Below are 20,107 nucleotides of genomic sequence, written 5' to 3' on the forward strand. Positions count from 1 at the left end.
CTGCCGTACAGCCCGCTTTCCCCCATTCATTCCAAAACTGCCCATCGGCCTATTTCGCATTTCAGCGCCGGATTCCTGCGTTTCGTCGCTTCACGCTGGCATGGCGCCAGCCCACTTGCTACCTTGGCACTGTCCCCGCCAGCGAACCTGCTGGAGACAACATCGGTCTAACTCCAACCAGCATCTCGATAACAAGGTGAAATCATGAAAGCATCGTTCTCGCGTACCCTCGCCCTCGGTAGCGCCGCCCTCGTCCTCGGCCTGTCTTGCCTCAGCGCCAGCGCGCTGGAAATCGGCGAACAGGACAAGGTTCAAATTTCCGGCAAGGTTTATAAACTTGCCCCGCAGGAATTCAGCCAGTACGGCAATAGCTACCAGCTCGACACGGGCGACACCCTGCTGCTGCGCCAGCAAGTCAACCGCTATTTCACGCACATCAAGGGGCAGCCCGAAATAGAACTGTTCGGCCGCGCGCCGGGCGTCTTTGAAACGGCCAGCGGCACGCGCATGGAATTTCGCGCCGATGGCGACGTCATCGCCATTACCGGACTGAACCAGATTCCGGGCGCCATGGCCAAGGCTGGCGAAACGGCCAGCACCGTGCACTTCGCCGGCCGCTAAACAAGCAGCACGGCGCAAGCGTCACGGCGACCGGCCGGCAAGCCATTGCCCCGCCGGCTTTGCGCAGCCTGAAAGGGCGCGCGCAAAAAAATACTGTCGAGTCGGCCAAACAACTGTATCCGAATGCAGCTTACAATGCGATCCAATAAGGTGTCACTGGCCGCAGGCCAACACCATCGCCTTGCGGGAGATTTCGGATGGAAATGTTCGCACTCGAACATGACATTACACAGTGGGAAGACACACTGCGGCCATTGCGCGGCCTGGAGCGCCTGCCCTTGCTGATGCTGCTGGCATGGCACTTGCGCCAGCGCAACTGCCCGCAAGCGCTGCACCATGCAGCCGAAGCGGCGGCCTTGCTGCCCCAGGCCCAACTGCCTGCGCACGCCCTGGCCATCGCGCAGGCGCGCCTGCAGCTGGTGCAAGCGGAAGTTGCATGGCTGCAAGGTGCGCTCGATGCGGCCGAAAACCTGGCCATGGCGGCGCATGCCGTCCTGTGCGCGCAAGGCGATGGCGCCGGTTGCGCCGACGCCCACTGGCTGCTGTCCTCGATTGCCGTCGACCGGGGCGACCATGCCCGCTGCGATGCAGAGCTGCTGGCCGCTGCCGGGCAAGCGCGCAGCGCCGGCGATGCGATGCGCGCCAGCCTGGCCGATGCGGCCACGGCGCGCTGGGCCGTCTTGCGCGATGCGCCGGCCGCGCAAGCGCGCTGGGGCGGCCACTTCCAGCTTGACGGCGCCAGCGGCAAGCTGCCCGCGCCGCTGGCTGCCTGGGTGCACGACTTCCGCGGCTTGCTGGCGCACACCTCGCGCGACCTGGGCACGGCCGCCGGCCACTACATGCAAAGCTATGAGGCGGCGCTGGAAAGCGGCCAGCTGCGCGGCGCCATCACGGCCGCCATCAATATCGGCGACTGTTTCTCCAGCCTCAACGACAACGAATCGGCTCTCGAATGGATGCAGTGCGCGCTGGATCTGGCGCGCCCCACCGGCTGGCCGCGCAGCATCGGCGCCTGCCAGACGCATACGGCCGAGACCATGCGCAAGCTGGGGCGCCTGACCGCCGCCGAAGACTTGCTGCGCGAGGCGCTGCTAATCCTGGCCCCCGTGGCGGGTGCGCGCACCTATGCCAACGCCCTGTTCCACCTGGGCGAACTGAGCCTGGACAAGGGCGATTACGACACGGCGCTCGATGCCTTCAGCCGGCTGGCGCAGCGCGCCGAAGCACTGGGCCAGGCCGATTTCCGCAGCATGGCGCAGCGCGGCAGCGCCCACGCGCTGTCCTACCTGGACCGTCCGGACGAGGCGCTGCAGGCGGCCGAACGGGCTTGCCAGCTTGCCACGGCGCAAGGCGACGCCATGCACCAGGTGGCGGCGCTGCGCGTGCTGTCCATGCTGCATGCGCGCCACGACCTGCCGCCGCCGGCAGGCATGCTGGAACGCAATCCGGCCCTGCATTTCCTGCACCAGGCGCTGCAGGTAGCCGCTTCCATCGACGGCTATGTGCCGCCCGGCGAACTGCTCGATGCGCTGGCGCGCGAATACGCGCATGCGGGCGACTATGCGCGCGCCTACGATATCGCCCTCGATGCGGGCGTGGCGCGCGAAAAAAGCCACACCCAGCAGGCCAGCAACCGGGCTACCGCCATGCAGGTCTACCACCAGACGGAACATGCGCGCTCGGAAGGCTATCACCACCGCGAACTGGCCGCTTCCGAGGCGCGCCGCGCCGAAGTGCTGCAACAGACCAGCGACACGCTGGAACGGCTGTCGGCCATCGGCCAGGAAATCACCACCCACCTCGACGCCAGCGCCGTGTTCCAGGTGCTCGACCGCCACGTGCATGCCTTGCTGCCAGTCAACACCTTCGCCGTCTACATGCTCGATCCCGCCGGCACGGCGCTGCGCCGCGCGCACGGCATGGAAGCGGGCCGGCCCCTGCCCGACAACGCCATTCCGCTGAGCAACCCACGCGCCTATTCCGTGCGCTGCCTGCTGGGCCGGAGCGAAGTGTATATCGCCCAGGTACCGCCCAAGCGCCATGCCTACACGGTGCCGGGCACCCTGCATAACCAGAGCGTGCTGTACGTGCCCTTGACGGTGGGCGAACGCGTGCTGGGCGTGATGACGGTGCAGGCTTGCCATGCCCATGCCTACGGCGAACGCGAGCGGCTGATCTTCCGCACCCTGTGCGCGTACGGCGCCATCGCGCTCGACAATGCCAGCGCCTACCGGCAGTTGCAAGATGCCCAGGCACAACTGGTATCGCAGGAAAAACTGGCCGCCCTCGGTTCCCTGATGGCCGGCGTGGCGCATGAACTGAATACCCCGATCGGCAACAGCCTGTTGATCGCCAGCACCATGCAGCAAAAGACGGAAGACGTGGAGCGCCTGATGAACGGCCCCGGCCTGCGCCGCTCCGACCTGGCCGCCTACATCGAGGATGCGGGCAAGGCGTCGGCGCTGGTGATGCGCGGCCTGCACAGCGCGGCCGACCTGGTCAACAGCTTCAAGCAGGTGGCCGTCGACCGCACCACCGAGCAGCGGCGCCAGTTTGATCTGCAACAAGTCAGCAATGAAATCATCGCCACCGTCATGAACCGCATCCGCAGCTCGGGCCACCGCATCGAGACGCAGATCGATTTCGGCATCGCCATGGACAGCTATCCGGGCCCGTTCGGCCAGGTGATCACCAATCTGATCAACAATGCCCTGCTGCACGCCTTCGCCCCCGCGCCCAACGACGGCGCCGCCGGCACGGGCTGCATGCGCCTGTCCGCCACGCTCGATGGCGCGCGCGTGCAGATCGTCTTCGCCGACAATGGCGGCGGCATCGCGGAACAGCATCTGTCGCGCATCTTCGACCCCTTCTTTACCACCAAGCTGGGCCAGGGCGGCAGCGGCCTGGGTCTGTCGATCAGCTACAACATCGTCACGGCCTTGCTGGGCGGCACCATCCAGGTGGCCAGCAGCCCCGCCGGCACGCGCTTCACGCTCGATCTGCCCCTGGTGGCGCCGCGGATCGATGCGGCCACCCCGGCCAACATCTATTGAGCCGGCAAGACCCTGGCTGGACGCGGCCACTTGTCTACACAAGTACCCGTCCGGCCAGTCTTTCCAATCTAAAAGCAAAACCCTTATAATTGAATGGCTGAAGTCCCTGCCATTGCATGATTTACAACTTGGCAAACCGCATCGACCCGCGCGACAAACCGGCGCGGGCACCGATCAACACAGCAGCGCGCCGGGCGAGGCAGTCATCAGTCGAGATGTTGTACGCTGATGCAACCCGGCGGGAAAGGCACGCCGCCGGCGGCCTGCGCATCTTCAAGTGGTCATTATGTCGACAAAAAAACCGATCAAGCACTACCTCCAGTTCTCCGATTTCACGTTGGAAGAGTATGAATATGTGATCGAACGCGCCCATCTGATCAAGCGCAAGTTCAAGAATTACGAAATCTACCATCCACTGATCGACCGCACCCTGGTGATGGTCTTTGAAAAGAACTCCACCCGCACGCGCCTGTCCTTTGAAGCCGGCATGCACCAGCTGGGCGGCGCCGCCATCTACCTGAACACGCGCGATTCCCAGCTGGGCCGCGGCGAGCCGGTGGAAGACGCGGGCCAGGTCATGTCGCGCATGTGCGACATCATCATGGTGCGCACCTTCGGCCAGGAAATCATCGAGCGTTTCGCCGCCAATTCGCGCGTGCCCGTGATCAATGGCCTGACGAATGAACACCACCCGTGCCAGGTCTTTGCCGACATCTTCACCTACATCGAACACCGCGGCTCGATCGCCGGCAAGGTCGTCGCCTGGATCGGCGACGCCAACAACATGCTGTACTCGTGGCTGCAGGCGGCCGAAGTGTTCGGCTTCCACGTCAACGTGTCGACGCCGAAGGGTTATGACATTGACCTGGCGCAAGTCAAGACCGAACGCTACACCTTCTTCGCCAACCCGTCGGACGCCTGCGAGGGCGCGCACCTGGTCAACACGGACGTGTGGACCAGCATGGGCTACGAAGCGGAAAACGCGGCCCGCATCGCCGCCTTCGACGGCTGGATCGTCGATGGCGCGAAGATGGCCCGTGCCGCGCCCGACGCCCTGTTCATGCACTGCCTGCCCGCCCACCGCGGCGAGGAAGTGGCCGCCGAAGTGATCGACGGCCCGCAATCGGTCGTGTGGGACGAGGCGGAAAACCGCCTGCACGTGCAAAAAGCCCTGATCGAATACCTGTTACTGGGTAAAATCAACTAATTCGCCAGGCACTGCAACCATTCTGGCAGCATCGCAACACATACATCGACAACGACAACTGGAAGCAATATGAGCGACATTAAAAAAGTAGTCCTGGCCTATTCCGGCGGACTCGACACCTCCGTCATCCTGAAATGGCTGCAAGATAACTACCAGTGCGAAATCGTCACCTTCACGGCTGACCTGGGCCAGGGCGAAGAACTGGAACCGGCGCGCGCCAAGGCCATCAAATTCGGCATCAAGCCGGAAAACATCCATATCGAAGACGTGCGCGAAGAATTCGTGCGCGATTTCGTCTTCCCGATGTTCCGCGCCAACACCGTCTACGAAGGCGAATACCTGCTGGGCACCTCGATCGCCCGTCCGCTGATCGCCAAGCGCCTGATCGAAATCGCCAACGCCACGGGCGCCGACGCCATCTCGCACGGCGCGACCGGCAAGGGCAACGACCAGGTGCGTTTCGAACTGGGCGCCTACGCCTTGAAGCCAGGCGTGAAAATCATCGCCCCATGGCGCGAATGGGACCTGCTGTCGCGCGAAAAACTGCTGAAGTACGCGGAAGACGCCGGCATCGAAATCGACATGAAGCACAAGAACGGCGGCGCGCCGTACTCGATGGATGCCAACTTGCTGCACATCAGCTTTGAAGGCCGCCACCTGGAAAACCCGAGCGCCGAAGCGGAAGAAACCATGTGGCGCTGGACCGTCAGCCCTGAAAAGGCGCCGGACGAAGCGGAATACCTGGACATCGAATACGAAAAAGGCGATATCGTCGCCATCAACGGCGTGCGCATGTCGCCCGCCACCGTGCTGGCCGAACTGAACAAAGTCGGCGGCAAGCATGGCGTGGGACGCCTGGATCTCGTGGAAAACCGCTACGTCGGCATGAAATCGCGCGGCTGCTATGAAACCCCGGGCGGCACCATCATGCTCAAGGCCCACCGCGCCATCGAATCGATCACCCTGGACCGCGAAGTGGCCCACCTGAAAGATGACCTGATGCCGCGCTACGCGTCGATGATCTACAACGGCTACTGGTGGGCGCCCGAGCGCGTGGCCCTGCAAACCCTGATCGACCACACGCAGGAAACCGTGAACGGCTGGGTACGCATCAAGTTGTACAAAGGCAATGTCATCGTCGTCTCGCGCGATTCGAAGACCGATTCGCTGTTCGACATGAACATCGCCACCTTCGACGAAGACGGCGGCGCCTACAACCAGGCCGATGCCGGCGGCTTCATCAAGCTGAACGCCTTGCGCATGCGCATCGCCGCCATCGCCCGCGAAAAGCGCGGCCAGAAGTAATTGCTTGCAGGGAGGCACCGCCTCCCGCGCCAGCTCAAGCCGCCCACGGGCGGCTTTTTTACGTCTGAAACGCACTCGTCCGCGATTTACGGCCCTGCACGCACCCCATTTTGCTGTCCGCATGGCAAAATGCTACAGTGCAATTGTGCTGACCTTCCCGCCTTCGGAGCCCTCCCATGTTCAAAGACCTGAGTATCAAGAATAAACTGTACCTGGGCTTCGGCTCCATCGTGGCCATCATCCTGATCCTGCTGGGCGTGGCCTACAACAGTTTTTCGCGGCTGTCGGAAGCCAATGCATGGGACCGCCATACGATGGAAGTGCTGGTCGAGATCGACAAGATCCACAATTCCATCCTGCAAATCCAGGTGGAGGCGCGCGGTTTCATTCTGACAGGCAACGAAGCCTCGCTGACGCCGGAAACCGATGAAACGGGGGTGCTGAGCCAGCACACGCAAAAAGCCATCGCCATGACGGTCGACAACAAGGTGCAGTCGGAACGCTTCCGCAAGATCGACCAGCTGACCAGCACCTGGGTCAAGGAGTGGATCCATCCCCTGATCGAGAAGCGCCGTGCGCTGGGCAATGCGCCGGGCGCGACGGAATCGGTGGCGCGCACCATGCCGCCGACCGGCTATCCGGCCGTCGCGCAAGCGAACAAGCTGCTCGACGAAGTGGCGGCGGAAGAATCGCGCCTGCTGGCCGAACGCACGGCCACCACGGCAAAATTGCAGGAAACCATGCTGCTGACCCTGGCCCTGGGCGGCTTGCTGTGCGTGGTGCTGGCGCTGGGCATTTCCTACCTGCTGGGCCGTTCCATCCTCGGCCCGCTGAACAGCCTGACGGACGCCGTCGGCCGCATCGCCGGCGGCGAGCAAGGCGCGCGCGCCGCCATCCTCTCGCGCGACGAGCTGGGCAAGGTAACGGAAGAGTTCAACCGCATGGCGCAAACCATCCAGGACAACCAGGCCAATGAACTGGCCGCGACGAACAGCTTGCGGGCCAAGGTCGATTCCCTGCTGGAAGTGGTGTCGAAGGCGGCCTCGGGCGACCTGACGGGCAAGGTCGGCATCACGGGCAGCGACGCCATCGGCCAGCTGGGCAACGGCCTGGCAAAGATGTTCGAGAACCTGCGCAGCCTGCTCAACAATGTGCAAAAGGCCGGCATCCAGGTGACGACCTCGGCCACGGAAATCGCCGCCTCGGCACGCCAGCAGGAAGCCACGGGCATTGAGCAAGCGCAAACCAGCGTGGAAATTCTCAGCACCACCAAGGAAATTTCGGCCAACACGAGCCAGTTGCTCAAAACCATGGAAGACGCCACCGCCGTGGCCGACTACACGACGAATGCGACGGCCGAAGCGCAGAATAACCTCAAGCGCATGGATTCGACCATGCAGCACATGGTTTCGGCCACCGATTCCATCAACGCCAAGCTGGCCGCCCTGTCGGAAAAAGCCAGCAATATCAACAGCGTCCTGATCACCATCACGAAAGTGGCCGACCAGACCAACATCCTGTCGCTGAACGCCGCCATCGAGGCGGAAAAGGCGGGCGAGGCGGGCCGCGGCTTCTCCGTCGTGGCGACGGAAATCCGCCGCCTGGCCGACCAGACCTCGGTGTCCACCTGGGATATCGAGCAAATGTTGAAGGAAATGCAATCTGCCGTGTCGGCCAGCGTGATGGGCATGGATAAGTTCTCGGAAGAAATTCGCCGCAGCGTGGGCGAGGTGCGCCAAGTGGCCGAGCAACTGTCGTCCGTGATGGACCAGGTGCAAAAGCTCACGCCGCAGTTCGATGCCGTGCTGCAAGGCATGCAGTCGCAGGCGATCGGCGCCTCGCAGATCTCCGACACCATGATGCAGCTCAACGATGCCACCCAGCAAACGGTGGAATCCTTGAAAGCCACCAGCGAGGCGGTGCACCAGCTGCAATATGCGGCCGGCGACCTGCAGTCGAGCGTGTCGACCTTCGCCGTCACCATCTGATCCCATGAAAGTACTGCTCTTTCACATCGGACGCGACCGCTACGGCCTGCCCCTGGCCGGCATCGTGCGCGTCTTGCCGCTGCTGGAGCTGAAGCAGTTGCCGCTCACGCCCGATTACGTGGCCGGCCTGATGGACTTGCACGGCACGCCCGTGCCCGTGATCGACCTGTCGCGCCTGGCGGGGCTGCCGGCCGCCGCCGCGCAGTTCGACACGCGCATCGTCATCGTCGACTACCGCGCGCCTGGCGGCGCAACCGCACATGCGCTGGGCTTGCTGGCCTCGCAGGTGCGCGGCATCGCCGACATTGATGCGGAAAAGCTCGAGGATAGCGGCGTGGCGACGGCGCCCTTCCTGGGCCAGGTGGCCAGCGACGCCGACGGCATCGTGCAACTGGTCGAACTCGAACACCTGCTGCCGCCCGACGTGCGCGCGCTGCTGTTTCAAGACGCGAGCGCGGCATGACGGCGCAAGCCCTGCTGCGCCGCGCGACCGGCCTGTCCGTCTCCAGAACCGTGGCCGAGCGGGCCGTCAACCAGCGCATGGAGCAGACGGGCTTTACGGATAGCGCAGCCTATCTGCAGGCGCTCACGCCGGCCGAAATGACGCAATTGATCGAACTGGTGGTGGTGCCCGAATCGTGGCTGTTCCGCGACCCGCAGGCGTTCTACGCCACCGTCGAACTGGTGCAGGAACGCTGGGCGCGCGGGCGCGCCACGCGCATCCTGTCGATCCCGTGCGCGGGCGGCGAGGAACCGTATTCGATGGCCATGGCGCTGCGCGACGGCGGCGTGCCGAAACAGGCGTTCAGTATCGACGCCTATGACCTGAGCCCCGGCTGCATCGAGCGGGCGCAAGCCGGCGTGTATGGCCGCAACGCCTTCCGGGCGCAGGACGTGGCCTTCCGCGAACGCTATTTCACGCACGTGGCCGACGACGCCTACCGCATCATCGACGCCCTGCGCGAGCAAGTCACCTTCAGGCAGGGCAACCTGCTGCAATTCGATACGGCCACCTACAGCCGCCATTACGACGTCATCTTCTGCCGCAACCTCTTGATTTACTTCGACAAACCGACCACGCGCGCCGCCATCGCCAACCTGTCGGCCCTGCTGGCCGATGACGGCATGCTGCTGGCCGGCTATGCGGAAGTGCCCTCGTTCTGCCAGAACGGCTTTGCGACGCTGCAGTTCCGCCAGGCCTTCGCCCTGAAAAAGGACACGGCGGCGCCGGCCAGCCCCGTGCAGCTGGCACCGCTGCCGGCCGCGCGTCCCCTGCGCAGCGTGCCGCCCGCGCCCAGGCGCGCTGCCGTAGCAGCCCCCTCTTCCGCCGCGCCCGTCCCACCGGCGCCGCGCACGCGCCCCGTGTCCGTGCCGCCGGCGCCGGCCGCGCCAGCCGATTTGCTGGCCGAGGCGCGCCTGCTGGCCGACCGTGGCCAGCTGCGCGAAGCGGGCGAAAAATGCCACGCCCACCTGGCGAAAGTGCCCGAGGCGGCGGAAGCGTATTTCATGCTGGGCATCATCAATGAACTGGCTGGCAAGATGGACCTGGCCGACGATTACTGGCGCCGCTGCATCTACCTGCAGCCCGACCATTACGAGGCGCTGTGCCATTTGTCCCTGCTGGCCGAACGCAATGGCAACCACACGGCCGCTGCCACCCTGAAGGCGCGCGCGGCGCGCATCTACCAGCGCCGCCAGGCGTCCAACTAAGGGGCACGCATGACAACCATCATCGCCAGCGAGACTCTGGAAACCATCGACGACTGCTGGAACCATATCGGCGTGGTCGGCGACCAGAGCTGTCCCAAACTGCCCGCCAACGTCCATTGCCGCAACTGCGAGGTGTATGCGGGCGCCGCCCAGCGCAACCTGCAGCGCCCCGTGGATGCACACTACCAGCGCGACTGGGCCAGCCACTTCCGCCAGCTCGACGCGGGCGGCGAAGTGCGCGACAGCTCGGCGCTGGTGTTTCGCATCGGCCGCGAATGGCTGGCGCTGCCCACGCAGGTGTTCGATTCCGTGGCGCCGCAAGCCAGGCCGCACGTGCTGCCGCACCGCAGCGGGCGCGGCCTGGCCGGCATCGTCAATATCGGCGGCAAGCTGTATCCATGCATGTCGCTGGCACACCTGCTGGGTATCGACGAACAGGGCGCGCCAGCGGCCCGCGGCCGCCACACGTTTGCGCGCCTGCTGCTGATGCGCTGGGAAGAGCAGGCCTATGCGCTGCCCGTGGCTGACCTGCACGGCATCGTGCGCTACGCCTCTGCCAAGGTGCAGGCGCCGGCGGCGACCATCAACAAGGGCCTGTCGCGCTATCTGTCCGGTGTCATCACCGAGGGCGACATGCGCATCGGCTGCCTCGACACGGCGCTGATCGGTTTTCAACTTGCGAGACTATTACGATGAGCCAGGACCAGCACGGCGACCTGAGTGCCTTTTCCATGCTGGATCTGTTCCGCATGGAGGCGGACAGCCAGACCCAGATTCTCACCGATGGCTTGCTGGCCATGGAGCGCCATGCGGGCGACGCGGCCGCCGTCGAATCGATGATGCGCGCGGCGCACTCGATCAAGGGCGCCGCCGCCATCGTCGGCCTGCAAGTGGTGGTGCAGCTGGCGCACGGCATGGAAGACAGTTTTGTTGCCGCCCAGCATGGCCGATTAAAACTCACGCCGGAGCGGGTCGACGTACTGCTGTCGGGCGTCGACCTGATCGTGCAGCTGTCGCGCCTGGACGACGCGGGCGCCGAAGCGTGGCTGGCCGCGAATGCGGCGCAGATCGACCAGACCCTGAACGCCATCGCCGGCATCGCCGACCTGCCGGAACTGCCGGCCCTGCCTGCGGCCCCGCCACCGGTGCCGGCGGCTGCGGCTGCGGCTGCGCCACTGCAGGTGGAAGTTGCCGAACAGCAAGTTCCCGTGGCCAGCGGCCTGGCCGGCGAGGAAGTGGAACCGGCCGCCGCGCCTGCGCCCCGCACGGGTGCCGCACCGGCCAAGGCGCCGGCGCAAAACTTCGACAAACTGCTGTCGCTGGCCAGCGAATCGCGCATCAATGCGCACCAGATGCACCCGTTCATCGGCGCCCTGCAGCGTTTCAAGCGCAACCAGAGCAGCCTGTTTTCCGCCATCGAGCACCTGCATGAAGCCATTTCCCGTTCGGGCGATGCGGGCCTGATGGAAAAGTCCTTGCTGGCGCTGCAAAAGACGCAGCCGCTGAAGCAGTTCATGCTCGAGCACATCGCCGACATCGAAACCTATGAACGGCGCCTGCTGGCCGTCTCGCAAGGCATGGTCGACGAAGTGCTGGCCCTGCGCATGCGCCCTTTCCGCGACGGCATCCATGCGTTTCCCCGCATGGTGCGCGACCTGGCGCGCAGCCTGGGCAAGGAAGTGCAGCTGGAAATCGAGGGCGAAGACACCCTGGTCGACCGCGACATCCTGGCAAAGATCGAAAGCCCGCTGAACCACATGCTGAGGAATGCCATCGACCATGGCATGGAAGGCCCGTACGAGCGCATCGACGCGGGCAAGGAGGCGCTGGGCACGATACGCATGGAAGCGCGCCACCGCGCCGGCATGCTGAGCATCGAGATCAGCGACGACGGGCGCGGCGTCGACCTGGAAAAAATCCGCCAGTCCGTCATCGAGCGCAAGATGGCCAGCCCCGCCATGGCCGCCGCGCTGTCGCCGGGCGAGCTGCTGGAATTCCTGTTCCTGCCCGCCTTCAGCCTGAAAGCGACGGCCAACCAGCTGTCCGGACGCGGCGTGGGCCTCGATATCGTGCACGAGACGATACGCCAGCAAAACGGCACGGTGCGCCTGGAATCGGAGCCGGGACGGGGCTTCCGCGCCCTGATTACCCTGCCGCTGACGCAATCGATCGTGCGCGCGCTGGTGATCGACATCCACGGCGAAGCCTACGCCATCCCCATCGTCAAGGTGGAAAGCGTGGTGCGCGTGCCGCAAGCGGCCATCCATACGCTGGAAAACAAGCAGTTCTTCGAGCTCAAGGGCGAGCATCTGGGGCTCGTGTCTGCCGCGCAGGTGCTGGAGCTGGGCGAAGCGGCCAGCCAGGCCGACGATTTGCCCGTGGTGGTGATCGGGCGCGGCAAGCAAAGCTATGCGCTGGTGGTGGACGCCATCCGCGGCGAGCAAAGCCTGGCGGTGCAGGCCATCGATCCGATCTTCGGCAAGATGCGCGACATTTCCGCCGCCGCCCTGCTCGACGACGGCGAGCCGGTGCTGATACTCGACGTGCCCGATCTGCTGCTGTCGATCGACAAGCTGCTGCACGAGGGCGGCCTGCACCAGCTGGCGCAGGCCGGCCACGCGCAGCAGCGCCGCGCCAAGCGCATCCTGGTGGTCGACGATTCGCTGACGGTGCGCGAAATGGAGCGCAAGCTGCTGCTGGCGCGCGGTTTCGAGGTCGACGTGGCCATCGACGGCATCGACGGCTGGAACGTGGTGCGCAGCGGCGAATATGACCTGGTGATCACCGACGTGGACATGCCGCGCATGGATGGCATCGAACTGGTCTCGCTGATCAAGAAGGACCTGCACCTGCACAAGCTGCCGGTGATGATCGTCTCGTACAAGGACCGCCCGGAAGACCGCGCGCGCGGCCTGTCCGCCGGCGCCGATTATTATCTGACCAAGGGCAGCTTCCACGACGAAACCTTGCTCGACGCAGTAGCCGACCTGATAGGAGATGCCCGCTTATGAGTTGTACTTCATGAAAATTGCCATTGCCAACGATGTCGCCATGGCCGCCGAGGCCCTGCGCCGGGTGGTGGCCAGCACGCAGGAACACCAGGTGCTGTGGATTGCCCGCACCGGACTCGAAGCCGTGCGCATGTGCGAGGGCAACCGCCCCGACCTGATCTTGATGGACCTGAACATGCCGGAAATGGATGGCGTGGAAGCGACGCGCCTGATCATGGAGCAAAGCCCGTGCGCCATCCTGGTGGTCACGGGCCGCCCGCAAGACAATGTCAACCAGGTTTTCCGCGCGCTGGGCGCGGGCGCGCTCGACGTCACCGCCACGCCCGTGCTGCAGGGACAAGTGGGCGGCGACAGCGAACTATTGGCCAAGATCAAAACCATCGGCAAGCTGATACGCCACAGCGCCGAGGCACCGCCGCCGCGCCAGGCCGTGGCCAATGGCGGCGAACGGGGCGATGGCCAGGTATCGACCCTGGTGGCCATCGGCGCCTCGACGGGCGGGCCATCGGCCGTGGCCAAGGTGCTGTCCGGCTGGACGGCGCCGCCCGGCTGCGCCATCGTCGTGGTGCAGCATATCGATGAAACCTTCGCCTCGCACTTCGCCAAGTGGCTCGATGACCAGCTCAGCATGCCCGTGCGCGTGATCGCCGAAGGCGACGAACTGGTATCTGGCACGGTACTGATCGCCAAGACCAACGACCACCTGCTGCTAGATCAAAATTATCGTTTGGGTTACGATGCAGCACCGCGCGAGTATGTTTACCGCCCGTCCGTCGATGTGTTCTTCAACTGCGTGGCGCAGCACTGGCGCGGCGACGCCATCGGCGTATTGCTCACAGGCATGGGACGCGACGGCGGCGATGGCTTGCTGGCCATGCGCCGCGCCGGCAAGACGACGATTGCGCAAGACCAGGCCAGCAGTGCCGTGTACGGCATGCCGCGCGCGGCAGCCGAACTTGATGCGGCGCAGTACATCCTGCCCCTGGATAGAATAGGCGCCAGCCTGCGCAGCCGCCTGGGCGCCAAACTCAACAATGGGTGGGAGCCCTCCCCTAACATCTGAAAAGAATGCAATGCCAGAATTCTCCTCGAGCTTCATCCAGCACGAACCCGCATTGACCGAATTCAAGGTCAGCGTCCTGCTGGTGGACGACCAGTTGATCATTGCCGAGGCAGTCCGGCGCATGCTCAGCGACCAGCAGGATATCGAATTTCATTATGTGACCGACGCCACGCAAGCGCTCGATACGGCGCTGCGCTTGCAGCCGACCGTCATCCTGCAAGACCTGGTGATGCCGGGTATCGACGGCTTCGCCCTGATCCAGCTGTACCGCGAAAACGAGGCGCTGGCGCACGTGCCGGTGATCGTGATGTCGGCCAAGGACGACCCGAAACTGAAGGCGCACAGCTTTGCCGTCGGCGCCAACGATTACGTAGTGAAACTGCCGGACCGCCTGGAGTTGCTGGCGCGCATACGCTATCACTCGGCAGCCCACATCAGCCGCTTGCAGCGCGACCAGGCCTTTCGTTTCCTGCGAGAAAGCCAAAAAAACCTGGCGGACGCGAATATTGAATTACAGAAACTGGCCGCCCTCGATGGCTTGACGGGCATCGCCAACCGCCGCCGCTTCGATGAAACCCTGCAATTCGAATGGCAGCGGGGCCAGCGCGACAAAACACCGCTGAGCCTGCTATTCTGCGACATCGACCATTTCAAAAGCTATAACGATCACTTTGGCCACCTGGCTGGCGACCTGTGCCTCAAAAAGGTCGCCGCCGTGCTGACGGAACATTTGAAACGCCCGGCCGACCTGGCCGCCCGCTACGGTGGCGAAGAATTCGCCCTGATCCTGCCGGAAACGGAAGCGGCCGGCGCGCTGCTGATCGCCGAAGCATGCCGGCGCCATCTGGAAGGCTTGCAGATCGAGAACCCGGCGGCCAGCACGGGCATCGTCACCATCTCGATTGGCGTGGCCACCGTCGTGCCATCGCCCGACTCGACGGTCGAGCAACTGATCAACCGCGCCGACCAGGCCCTGTACGCGGCCAAGCGCGGCGGACGCAACAGCGTGCTGAGCGCTGATGACGTCGAAGACTGATTTTTAACAGCAAGGAAAGTGAAGCATGAGCACACAACTGGACAATGTCAGCGTCGTCAAGAAGTCGAATATCTACTTTGATGGCAAATGCGTGTCGCACAACGTCATCCTGGCCGACGGCACGAAAAAAAGCGTGGGCGTGATTTTCCCGTCATCGTTGCGCTTCAACACGGGCGCGCCGGAAATCATGGAAGTCGTCGGCGGCGTGTGCAAGGTGCGCCTGGCCGACGCGACGGAGTGGAACAGCTATGGCGCGGGCCAGGAATTCAAGGTCCCGGGCAATAGCTATTTTGATATTGAAACGATCGAAACACTCGATTATGTCTGCCATTTCGGCTAATCCACGCAGAAAAAACGTCCATGGCTACGTTGCACTGCCTCGCCGTACTATGCGTACTGTCTTCGGCAATGCGCCTTGCCCTGAACATTTTTTCAAGCGCGGATTGACTATTTAGATAAACACAGGCTCGGGCGACAGGCGCACGCCATATTTCGCCTCTACATCATCCTGTATCGCTTCCGCCAGCCGGGTAATGTCCGCGCCACGAGCGCCGCCATTATTCACCAGAACCAGTGCCTGCTTGGGATACACTCCCGCGGGCCCCAGGTTTTTCCCCTTCCAGCCGCACTGATCGATCAGCCAGCCGGCCGCCAGCTTTTCCGTGCCATCGGGCTGCGCATGGTGCACCAAGGCAGGAAAACGTTCCAACAAGGCAAGACATTGCTCGCGTGACACCACCGGATTCTTGAAGAAGCTGCCCGCATTGCCGATCACGGCCGGGTCGGGCAATTTTCTGCGGCGGATCGCCATCACCGTCTCGGCCACCTGTTGCGGCGTCGGTTCGGCAAGATTACGCTCGGCCACGGCCTGCGCCAGTTCCGCATAGCGCAAGTTCGGCTGCCACTGGGCCGGCAAGGCAAACGTTACTTCCAGCACGATCAGCTCGCGCCCGTCCGCCTGCTTGAAGATGCTGTCGCGGTAGGCGAAGCGGCAGGCGTCGCGGTCCATGTCGAAGACGATGCCGCTGGCGCTGTGCATGACGCTCACGCTATGCAGATAATCCTTGATTTCAACGCCATACGCGCCAATATTCTGGATAGGCGCCGCGCCCACCGTGCCGGGGATCAGCGACAGGTTTTCCAGCCCGCCCACGCCTTGCGCCAGGGTCCATTGCACGAAATCGTGCCAGTTCTCGCCGGCTGCGGCCGTGACGAGTATCGTGTCAAAATCGGCCTGCGCCAGGCGCATGCCGCGCGTGGCCATGTGCAGCACCACGCCGGGAAAGTCGCCCGTGAGCACGATGTTGCTGCCGCCGCCCAGGATCAGGCGCGGCATGGCGGACAGGGCCGGATCTTGCAGCGCCGCCTGCAATTCGGCCTGCGAAGCGATGCGTACGTAGGCGGCCGCATTGGCCGTGATGCCGAAGGTATTCAGGCGCTGGAGGTTGTAATTGTGTTCGATGGTGAGCTCTGGATGCATGGGATAGGGAAATTTTGCTCGATTATAGAGCGAAAGCGACAAAAAACCACCTCAGGACAAGGGCGACTTGCCCGTTGTCCGTTAAAATGTCGCATCTTTAACAGGGCCATCCCATGGCGCAGAATCAGCCGCCAAGGCCCAGCGCGCCGAGCGCGCGCTCGCTTTAACAAGAAAAGGAACAGACCATGCCATCATTTGATGTAGTCTCCGAAGCCGATATGATCGAAGTCAAGAATGCCGTCGAGCAATCCAACAAGGAAATCACGACCCGCTTCGACTTCAAGGGCAGCGACGCCCGCGTCGAACACAAGGAAAACGAATTGACCGCGTTTGCGGACTCGGAATTCCAGCTCAGCCAGGTACGTGACGTGCTGACGAACAAATTGACCAAACGCAAGGTCGATGTGCGCTTCCTCGACGAAGGCGACATCAAGAAGATCGGCGGCGACAAGGTCAAGCAGATCATCAAGATCAAGAATGGCATCGAATCGGATGATGCCAAGAAAATCGTGCGCGTCATCAAGGACAGCAAGATGAAAGTGCAAGCGAGCATCCAGGGTGAAGCCGTGCGCGTCACGGGCGCCAAGCGCGACGACCTGCAGGCGGCCATGGCCATGCTGCGCAAGGACGTGCCCGACATGCCGCTGGAATTTAATAATTTCCGCGATTAATTTCGATGATGCGCACGCTCCGGCCTGCGCTTGCGCCCGCATGGTGGCAAGCTCTGCCTCGGAGAGCCCGCCCGCTTGGGGTAGAATTGAAGCTGCGCACAGCTACATGCGCCCGCGCGCCTGACCGGCAGCGGGTTTGACCGTACATCTGGCTCAGTGATAACCACGGTAGTCTAAGGATAGCAATGAAACGTGTTGATGATTTCCGCCTGCGATTTGGCAAAAAAGAATATGTGCCCATCATGATAGGCGGAATGGGTGTGGATATTTCCACGTCGGAGCTGGCCCTGGAAGCGGCCCGGCTGAACGGTATCGGGCATATCTCCGATGCCATGGTGGAAGACGTGTCGGATCGCCGGTTCGACACCACCTTCGTCAAAGACAAGACGAAACTGTACAAATTCAACATCAATAACAGCGACAAGGCCGTGGTGCAATTCGACCTGGGCCGCCTGGCGGAAGCGCAGCGCCTGCATATCGGCCGCACCATGGAAGCGAAAAAAGGCGATGGCTTGATCTTCGTCAATTGCATGGAAAAGCTGACCATGAACGGCCCCCGCGAAACCTTGCGCGTGCGCCTGAATGCGGCGCTGGACGCGGGCATCGACGGCATCACCCTGTCCGCCGGTCTGCACTTCGGTTCGTTCGCACTGATGGCCGACCATCCCCGTTTCCGCGATGCCAAGCTGGGCATCATCGTCTCGTCCGTGCGCGCCTTGCAGATTTTCCTGCGCAAGAACGCCAAGCTGGACCGTTTGCCCGACTTCATCATCGTCGAAGGACCATTGGCCGGCGGCCACCTGGGTTTCGGCATGGACTGGGCTAATTACGACCTGCACACGATCACGGCGGAACTGCTGGCCTACCTGAAAGCGGAACAGCTGGACATCCCGCTGATCGCCGCGGGCGGCATCTTCACGGGCAGCGACGCCGTCTCCTTCCTGGAAGCGGGCGCAGCCGGCGTGCAGGTGGCGACGCGCTTTACCGTCACCAAGGAATGCGGCTTGCCGAACAAGGTCAAGCAGGAATACTACAAGGCATCGGAAGAAGACATCATCGTCAACGGCGTCTCGCCGACCGGCTACCCGATGCGCATGCTGAAGAACACGCCCGCCATCGGCGCCGGCATCCGTCCAGGCTGCGAATCGTATGGCTACCTGCTCGACGCGACGGGCAACTGCGCGTACATCAACTCGTACAACCGCGAAGTTGCCGCCCATCCGGAACAAAAAACCGTCGTCGTGATGGACAAGACTTGCCTGTGCACCCACATGCGCAACTTCAACTGCTGGACCTGCGGCCACTACACGTATCGCCTGAAGGACACCACGCATAAGCTGGACAATGGCGAATACCAGATCCTGACGGCCGAACACGTCTTCAAGGACTACCAGTTCAGCGTCGACAACCAGATCGCCCTGCCGGAAAAAGAAATCCAGGTAGCAAGCTGAATCTTGCCAGCCTGACATAAAAATGGCGCAGCCTGCGAAGGCTGCGCCATTTTTTTATGCGGGGAACATTTCCAGCAATTGCCGCTCGATCACGTCAAACTGTGGCCGCCGCAGCGCGTCTTCCTGCAGGCAAGCTTCCTGCACGGCCTGCAGGACGGGCAAGGGGGCAGCGCAATGCGCGATCAACTCGCCCAGCAACACGCCAAAGGCGCGCGCCTCTATGCCCTGCAGCAAGTCCCCTTGCGGCGAGCCGGGCGCAAACATGGACGCCGCGCCGAAGTCGCCCAGCAGGCAGGCGCCGCCGTCCGCATGCAGGATGTTGTGCGCATACAGGTCGCCATGCACGATGCCGTGCGCATGCAGCTGGCACACGGCCGAGGCGATGCCCTGGGCAATGGCCAGCGCTTGCGCTGCGTCAAAGCGCACACCCTCGGCATACACGTCGCGCGTGCACGACGCCAGACTGGGCGGTCCGGCCAGGTTGCGGAAGGCCGTATCGATCAGCGGCATGACGAGCCCGGATGCCCCCTGCGGATGCGCATCAAGCGTTCCCAGGATGGAAATCAGGCCCGGATGGGCACCGGCGCTGACACAGGCAGCCATTTCGCTGCGCGGCAAGCCATCGCTGGTCATCGCCCCCTTGAATACTTTGACGGCGACATCCGTGCAGCCATCGAGGCGGGCACGGGAAATCACGCCCGAGGCCCCCTCCCCCAGCTGCTGCGCCAGTTGCAGGCGCGGCCAGGCCACGCCCGCCGTCCCGGCGCCGCTCAGGGCCGCCAGTTCACGCGCTTGCGTGAAGGGATTGCCCGCATACGCGAGCCAGCTCAGGCGTGGCAAGGCCAGCAGGCAGTCAGGCAGCGCCGTGAAACGGTTGGCGGCAATGCGCACCAGTTCCAGCTGGCGGCAGTTCGCCAGAGAAGCAGGCAAGTGACTCAGGCAATTGCCTGCCAGCATGAGTTTCTGCAATTGCCCACACTTGCCCAGCTCGTCCGGCAAGGCCTCGATGGCATTATCGGTCAGGGTCAGCCAGCGCAGCCTGGATGGCAAGGCTGCGGCCGGCACGTGGCGTATCCGGTTCGCCTTGAAGCCGATCATTTCCAGTGCAGGACAGGAACCGAGCACGGCCGGCAAGGTAGTGAACAGATTATCCGAGCAAAAAATGATGCGCAGCTGGTGCAGGCGCGGTAAATCGTCGGGCAGCGTGGACAGCGCATTGCCGGACAGATCGAGGATTTCCAGGCTGTCGGCCAGGTCGAAGATCTCACGGGGGAAGTCCGCCAAGCCGCAGGACAGCGTCAGGCGGCGCAGGCCGGCCAGTTGGCCAGCGCGTAATTGCTCCAATGTATGCACAGCAGACAAGATATCCCTTTCAAAAACCCGGCAAGCGCTGGCGTAGATAAAATCAGCGGACGAAAAAAAACCCGACCATTGCTGATCGGGTTTTTCTCTAGGTGGAACAGCCGGGGGCTGTTTCACCAAATAACAAGCCTGACGATAACCTACTTTCA

Annotated in this window: 16 protein-coding genes; 14 read left to right on the forward strand and 2 right to left on the reverse strand. The window is 63.4% G+C overall.

Going from position 1 to position 20,107, the window contains the following annotated elements:
- Nucleotides 1–204: 204 nt before the first annotated feature.
- The 12 genes from IGS61_RS26470 to ppnP all read left to right on the forward strand — a co-directional run bounded on the left by IGS61_RS26470 (nt 205) and on the right by ppnP (nt 15,334).
- On the forward strand, nt 205–621 hold the full coding sequence (locus IGS61_RS26470) for a hypothetical protein (RefSeq protein WP_230542308.1): 417 nt from the start codon (nt 205–207) through the stop codon (nt 619–621).
- Nucleotides 622–824: 203 nt separating this feature from the next.
- Nucleotides 825–3,674, forward strand: a complete 2,850-nt coding sequence (locus IGS61_RS26475) for an ATP-binding protein (RefSeq protein ID WP_230542309.1) — start codon at nt 825–827, stop codon at nt 3,672–3,674.
- Between the two features lie 286 nt (nt 3,675–3,960).
- Nucleotides 3,961–4,881: an ornithine carbamoyltransferase gene (gene argF, locus IGS61_RS26480; protein WP_077401165.1), complete on the forward strand. Its 921-nt coding sequence runs from the start codon at nt 3,961–3,963 to the stop codon at nt 4,879–4,881.
- A 69-nt stretch (nt 4,882–4,950) separates the two neighbouring features.
- Nucleotides 4,951–6,186, forward strand: a complete 1,236-nt coding sequence (locus IGS61_RS26485) for an argininosuccinate synthase (protein ID WP_034759383.1) — start codon at nt 4,951–4,953, stop codon at nt 6,184–6,186.
- A gap of 176 nt (nt 6,187–6,362) precedes the next feature.
- Nucleotides 6,363–8,174 (forward strand): methyl-accepting chemotaxis protein, encoded by a 1,812-nt coding sequence (locus tag IGS61_RS26490; protein WP_230542310.1) that lies wholly within the window; start codon nt 6,363–6,365, stop codon nt 8,172–8,174.
- A gap of 4 nt (nt 8,175–8,178) precedes the next feature.
- Entirely contained in the window at nt 8,179–8,637 is a 459-nt protein-coding gene (locus IGS61_RS26495; RefSeq protein WP_230542311.1) for a chemotaxis protein CheW, read from the forward strand.
- Nucleotides 8,634–9,884 (forward strand): CheR family methyltransferase, encoded by a 1,251-nt coding sequence (locus IGS61_RS26500; RefSeq protein ID WP_230542312.1) that lies wholly within the window; start codon nt 8,634–8,636, stop codon nt 9,882–9,884. The genes IGS61_RS26495 and IGS61_RS26500 overlap by 4 nt, the downstream gene beginning before the upstream one ends.
- A 9-nt stretch (nt 9,885–9,893) precedes the next feature.
- The gene (locus IGS61_RS26505; protein WP_230542313.1) at nt 9,894–10,580 is read left to right on the forward strand and encodes a chemotaxis protein CheW; all 687 of its coding nucleotides are present in this window, start codon (nt 9,894–9,896) and stop codon (nt 10,578–10,580) included.
- Complete coding sequence (locus IGS61_RS26510) at nt 10,577–12,895, forward strand: hybrid sensor histidine kinase/response regulator (RefSeq protein ID WP_230542314.1); 2,319 nt, start codon at nt 10,577–10,579, stop codon at nt 12,893–12,895. Before IGS61_RS26505 ends, IGS61_RS26510 begins: the two co-directional genes overlap by 4 nt.
- A 10-nt stretch (nt 12,896–12,905) precedes the next feature.
- Nucleotides 12,906–13,958, forward strand: a complete 1,053-nt coding sequence (gene cheB / locus IGS61_RS26515) for a chemotaxis-specific protein-glutamate methyltransferase CheB (RefSeq protein ID WP_230542315.1) — start codon at nt 12,906–12,908, stop codon at nt 13,956–13,958.
- 10 nt (nt 13,959–13,968) lie between these two features.
- Nucleotides 13,969–14,994: a diguanylate cyclase gene (locus IGS61_RS26520; protein ID WP_268994085.1), complete on the forward strand. Its 1,026-nt coding sequence runs from the start codon at nt 13,969–13,971 to the stop codon at nt 14,992–14,994.
- 25 nt (nt 14,995–15,019) lie between these two features.
- Nucleotides 15,020–15,334 carry a pyrimidine/purine nucleoside phosphorylase gene (ppnP, locus tag IGS61_RS26525; protein ID WP_230542316.1) on the forward strand — a complete coding sequence of 105 codons (315 nt, stop codon included), beginning with the start codon at nt 15,020–15,022 and terminating at the stop codon, nt 15,332–15,334.
- A gap of 111 nt (nt 15,335–15,445) precedes the next feature.
- Here ppnP and murB read toward each other — a convergent pair whose 3' ends face one another.
- A complete protein-coding gene (gene murB / locus IGS61_RS26530) occupies nt 15,446–16,474 on the reverse strand; it encodes a UDP-N-acetylmuramate dehydrogenase (protein ID WP_230542317.1) in 1,029 nt (342 codons plus the stop codon).
- Nucleotides 16,475–16,659: 185 nt separating this feature from the next.
- On the opposite strand from murB, the gene IGS61_RS26535 reads away from it, so the two are divergent.
- Nucleotides 16,660–17,145 carry a YajQ family cyclic di-GMP-binding protein gene (locus IGS61_RS26535; RefSeq protein WP_034759416.1) on the forward strand — a complete coding sequence of 162 codons (486 nt, stop codon included), beginning with the start codon at nt 16,660–16,662 and terminating at the stop codon, nt 17,143–17,145.
- Between the two features lie 185 nt (nt 17,146–17,330).
- Nucleotides 17,331–18,596 carry a nitronate monooxygenase gene (locus tag IGS61_RS26540; protein WP_230542318.1) on the forward strand — a complete coding sequence of 422 codons (1,266 nt, stop codon included), beginning with the start codon at nt 17,331–17,333 and terminating at the stop codon, nt 18,594–18,596.
- Between the two features lie 54 nt (nt 18,597–18,650).
- Here the strand turns inward: IGS61_RS26540 and IGS61_RS26545 are convergent, their stop codons facing one another.
- Nucleotides 18,651–19,949, reverse strand: coding sequence for a leucine-rich repeat-containing protein kinase family protein (locus tag IGS61_RS26545; protein ID WP_230542321.1), 1,299 nt, complete (start codon nt 19,947–19,949; stop codon nt 18,651–18,653).
- Nucleotides 19,950–20,107 lie beyond the last annotated feature (158 nt).

The sequence above is a fragment of the Janthinobacterium sp. FW305-129 genome, from assembly GCF_020858115.1.
Classification (GTDB): domain Bacteria; phylum Pseudomonadota; class Gammaproteobacteria; order Burkholderiales; family Burkholderiaceae_D; genus Janthinobacterium.

Coding starts and splice junctions, on each gene's coding strand:
- IGS61_RS26470 (WP_230542308.1), top strand. CDS start 205: ATGAAAGCATCGTTCTCGCGTACCCTCGCCCTCGGTAGCGCCGCCCTC.
- IGS61_RS26475 (WP_230542309.1), top strand. CDS start 825: ATGTTCGCACTCGAACATGACATTACACAGTGGGAAGACACACTGCGG.
- argF (WP_077401165.1), top strand. CDS start 3,961: ATGTCGACAAAAAAACCGATCAAGCACTACCTCCAGTTCTCCGATTTC.
- IGS61_RS26485 (WP_034759383.1), top strand. CDS start 4,951: ATGAGCGACATTAAAAAAGTAGTCCTGGCCTATTCCGGCGGACTCGAC.
- IGS61_RS26490 (WP_230542310.1), top strand. CDS start 6,363: ATGTTCAAAGACCTGAGTATCAAGAATAAACTGTACCTGGGCTTCGGC.
- IGS61_RS26495 (WP_230542311.1), top strand. CDS start 8,179: ATGAAAGTACTGCTCTTTCACATCGGACGCGACCGCTACGGCCTGCCC.
- IGS61_RS26500 (WP_230542312.1), top strand. CDS start 8,634: ATGACGGCGCAAGCCCTGCTGCGCCGCGCGACCGGCCTGTCCGTCTCC.
- IGS61_RS26505 (WP_230542313.1), top strand. CDS start 9,894: ATGACAACCATCATCGCCAGCGAGACTCTGGAAACCATCGACGACTGC.
- IGS61_RS26510 (WP_230542314.1), top strand. CDS start 10,577: ATGAGCCAGGACCAGCACGGCGACCTGAGTGCCTTTTCCATGCTGGAT.
- cheB (WP_230542315.1), top strand. CDS start 12,906: ATGAAAATTGCCATTGCCAACGATGTCGCCATGGCCGCCGAGGCCCTG.
- IGS61_RS26520 (WP_268994085.1), top strand. CDS start 13,969: ATGCCAGAATTCTCCTCGAGCTTCATCCAGCACGAACCCGCATTGACC.
- ppnP (WP_230542316.1), top strand. CDS start 15,020: ATGAGCACACAACTGGACAATGTCAGCGTCGTCAAGAAGTCGAATATC.
- murB (WP_230542317.1), bottom strand. CDS start 16,474: ATGCATCCAGAGCTCACCATCGAACACAATTACAACCTCCAGCGCCTG.
- IGS61_RS26535 (WP_034759416.1), top strand. CDS start 16,660: ATGCCATCATTTGATGTAGTCTCCGAAGCCGATATGATCGAAGTCAAG.
- IGS61_RS26540 (WP_230542318.1), top strand. CDS start 17,331: ATGAAACGTGTTGATGATTTCCGCCTGCGATTTGGCAAAAAAGAATAT.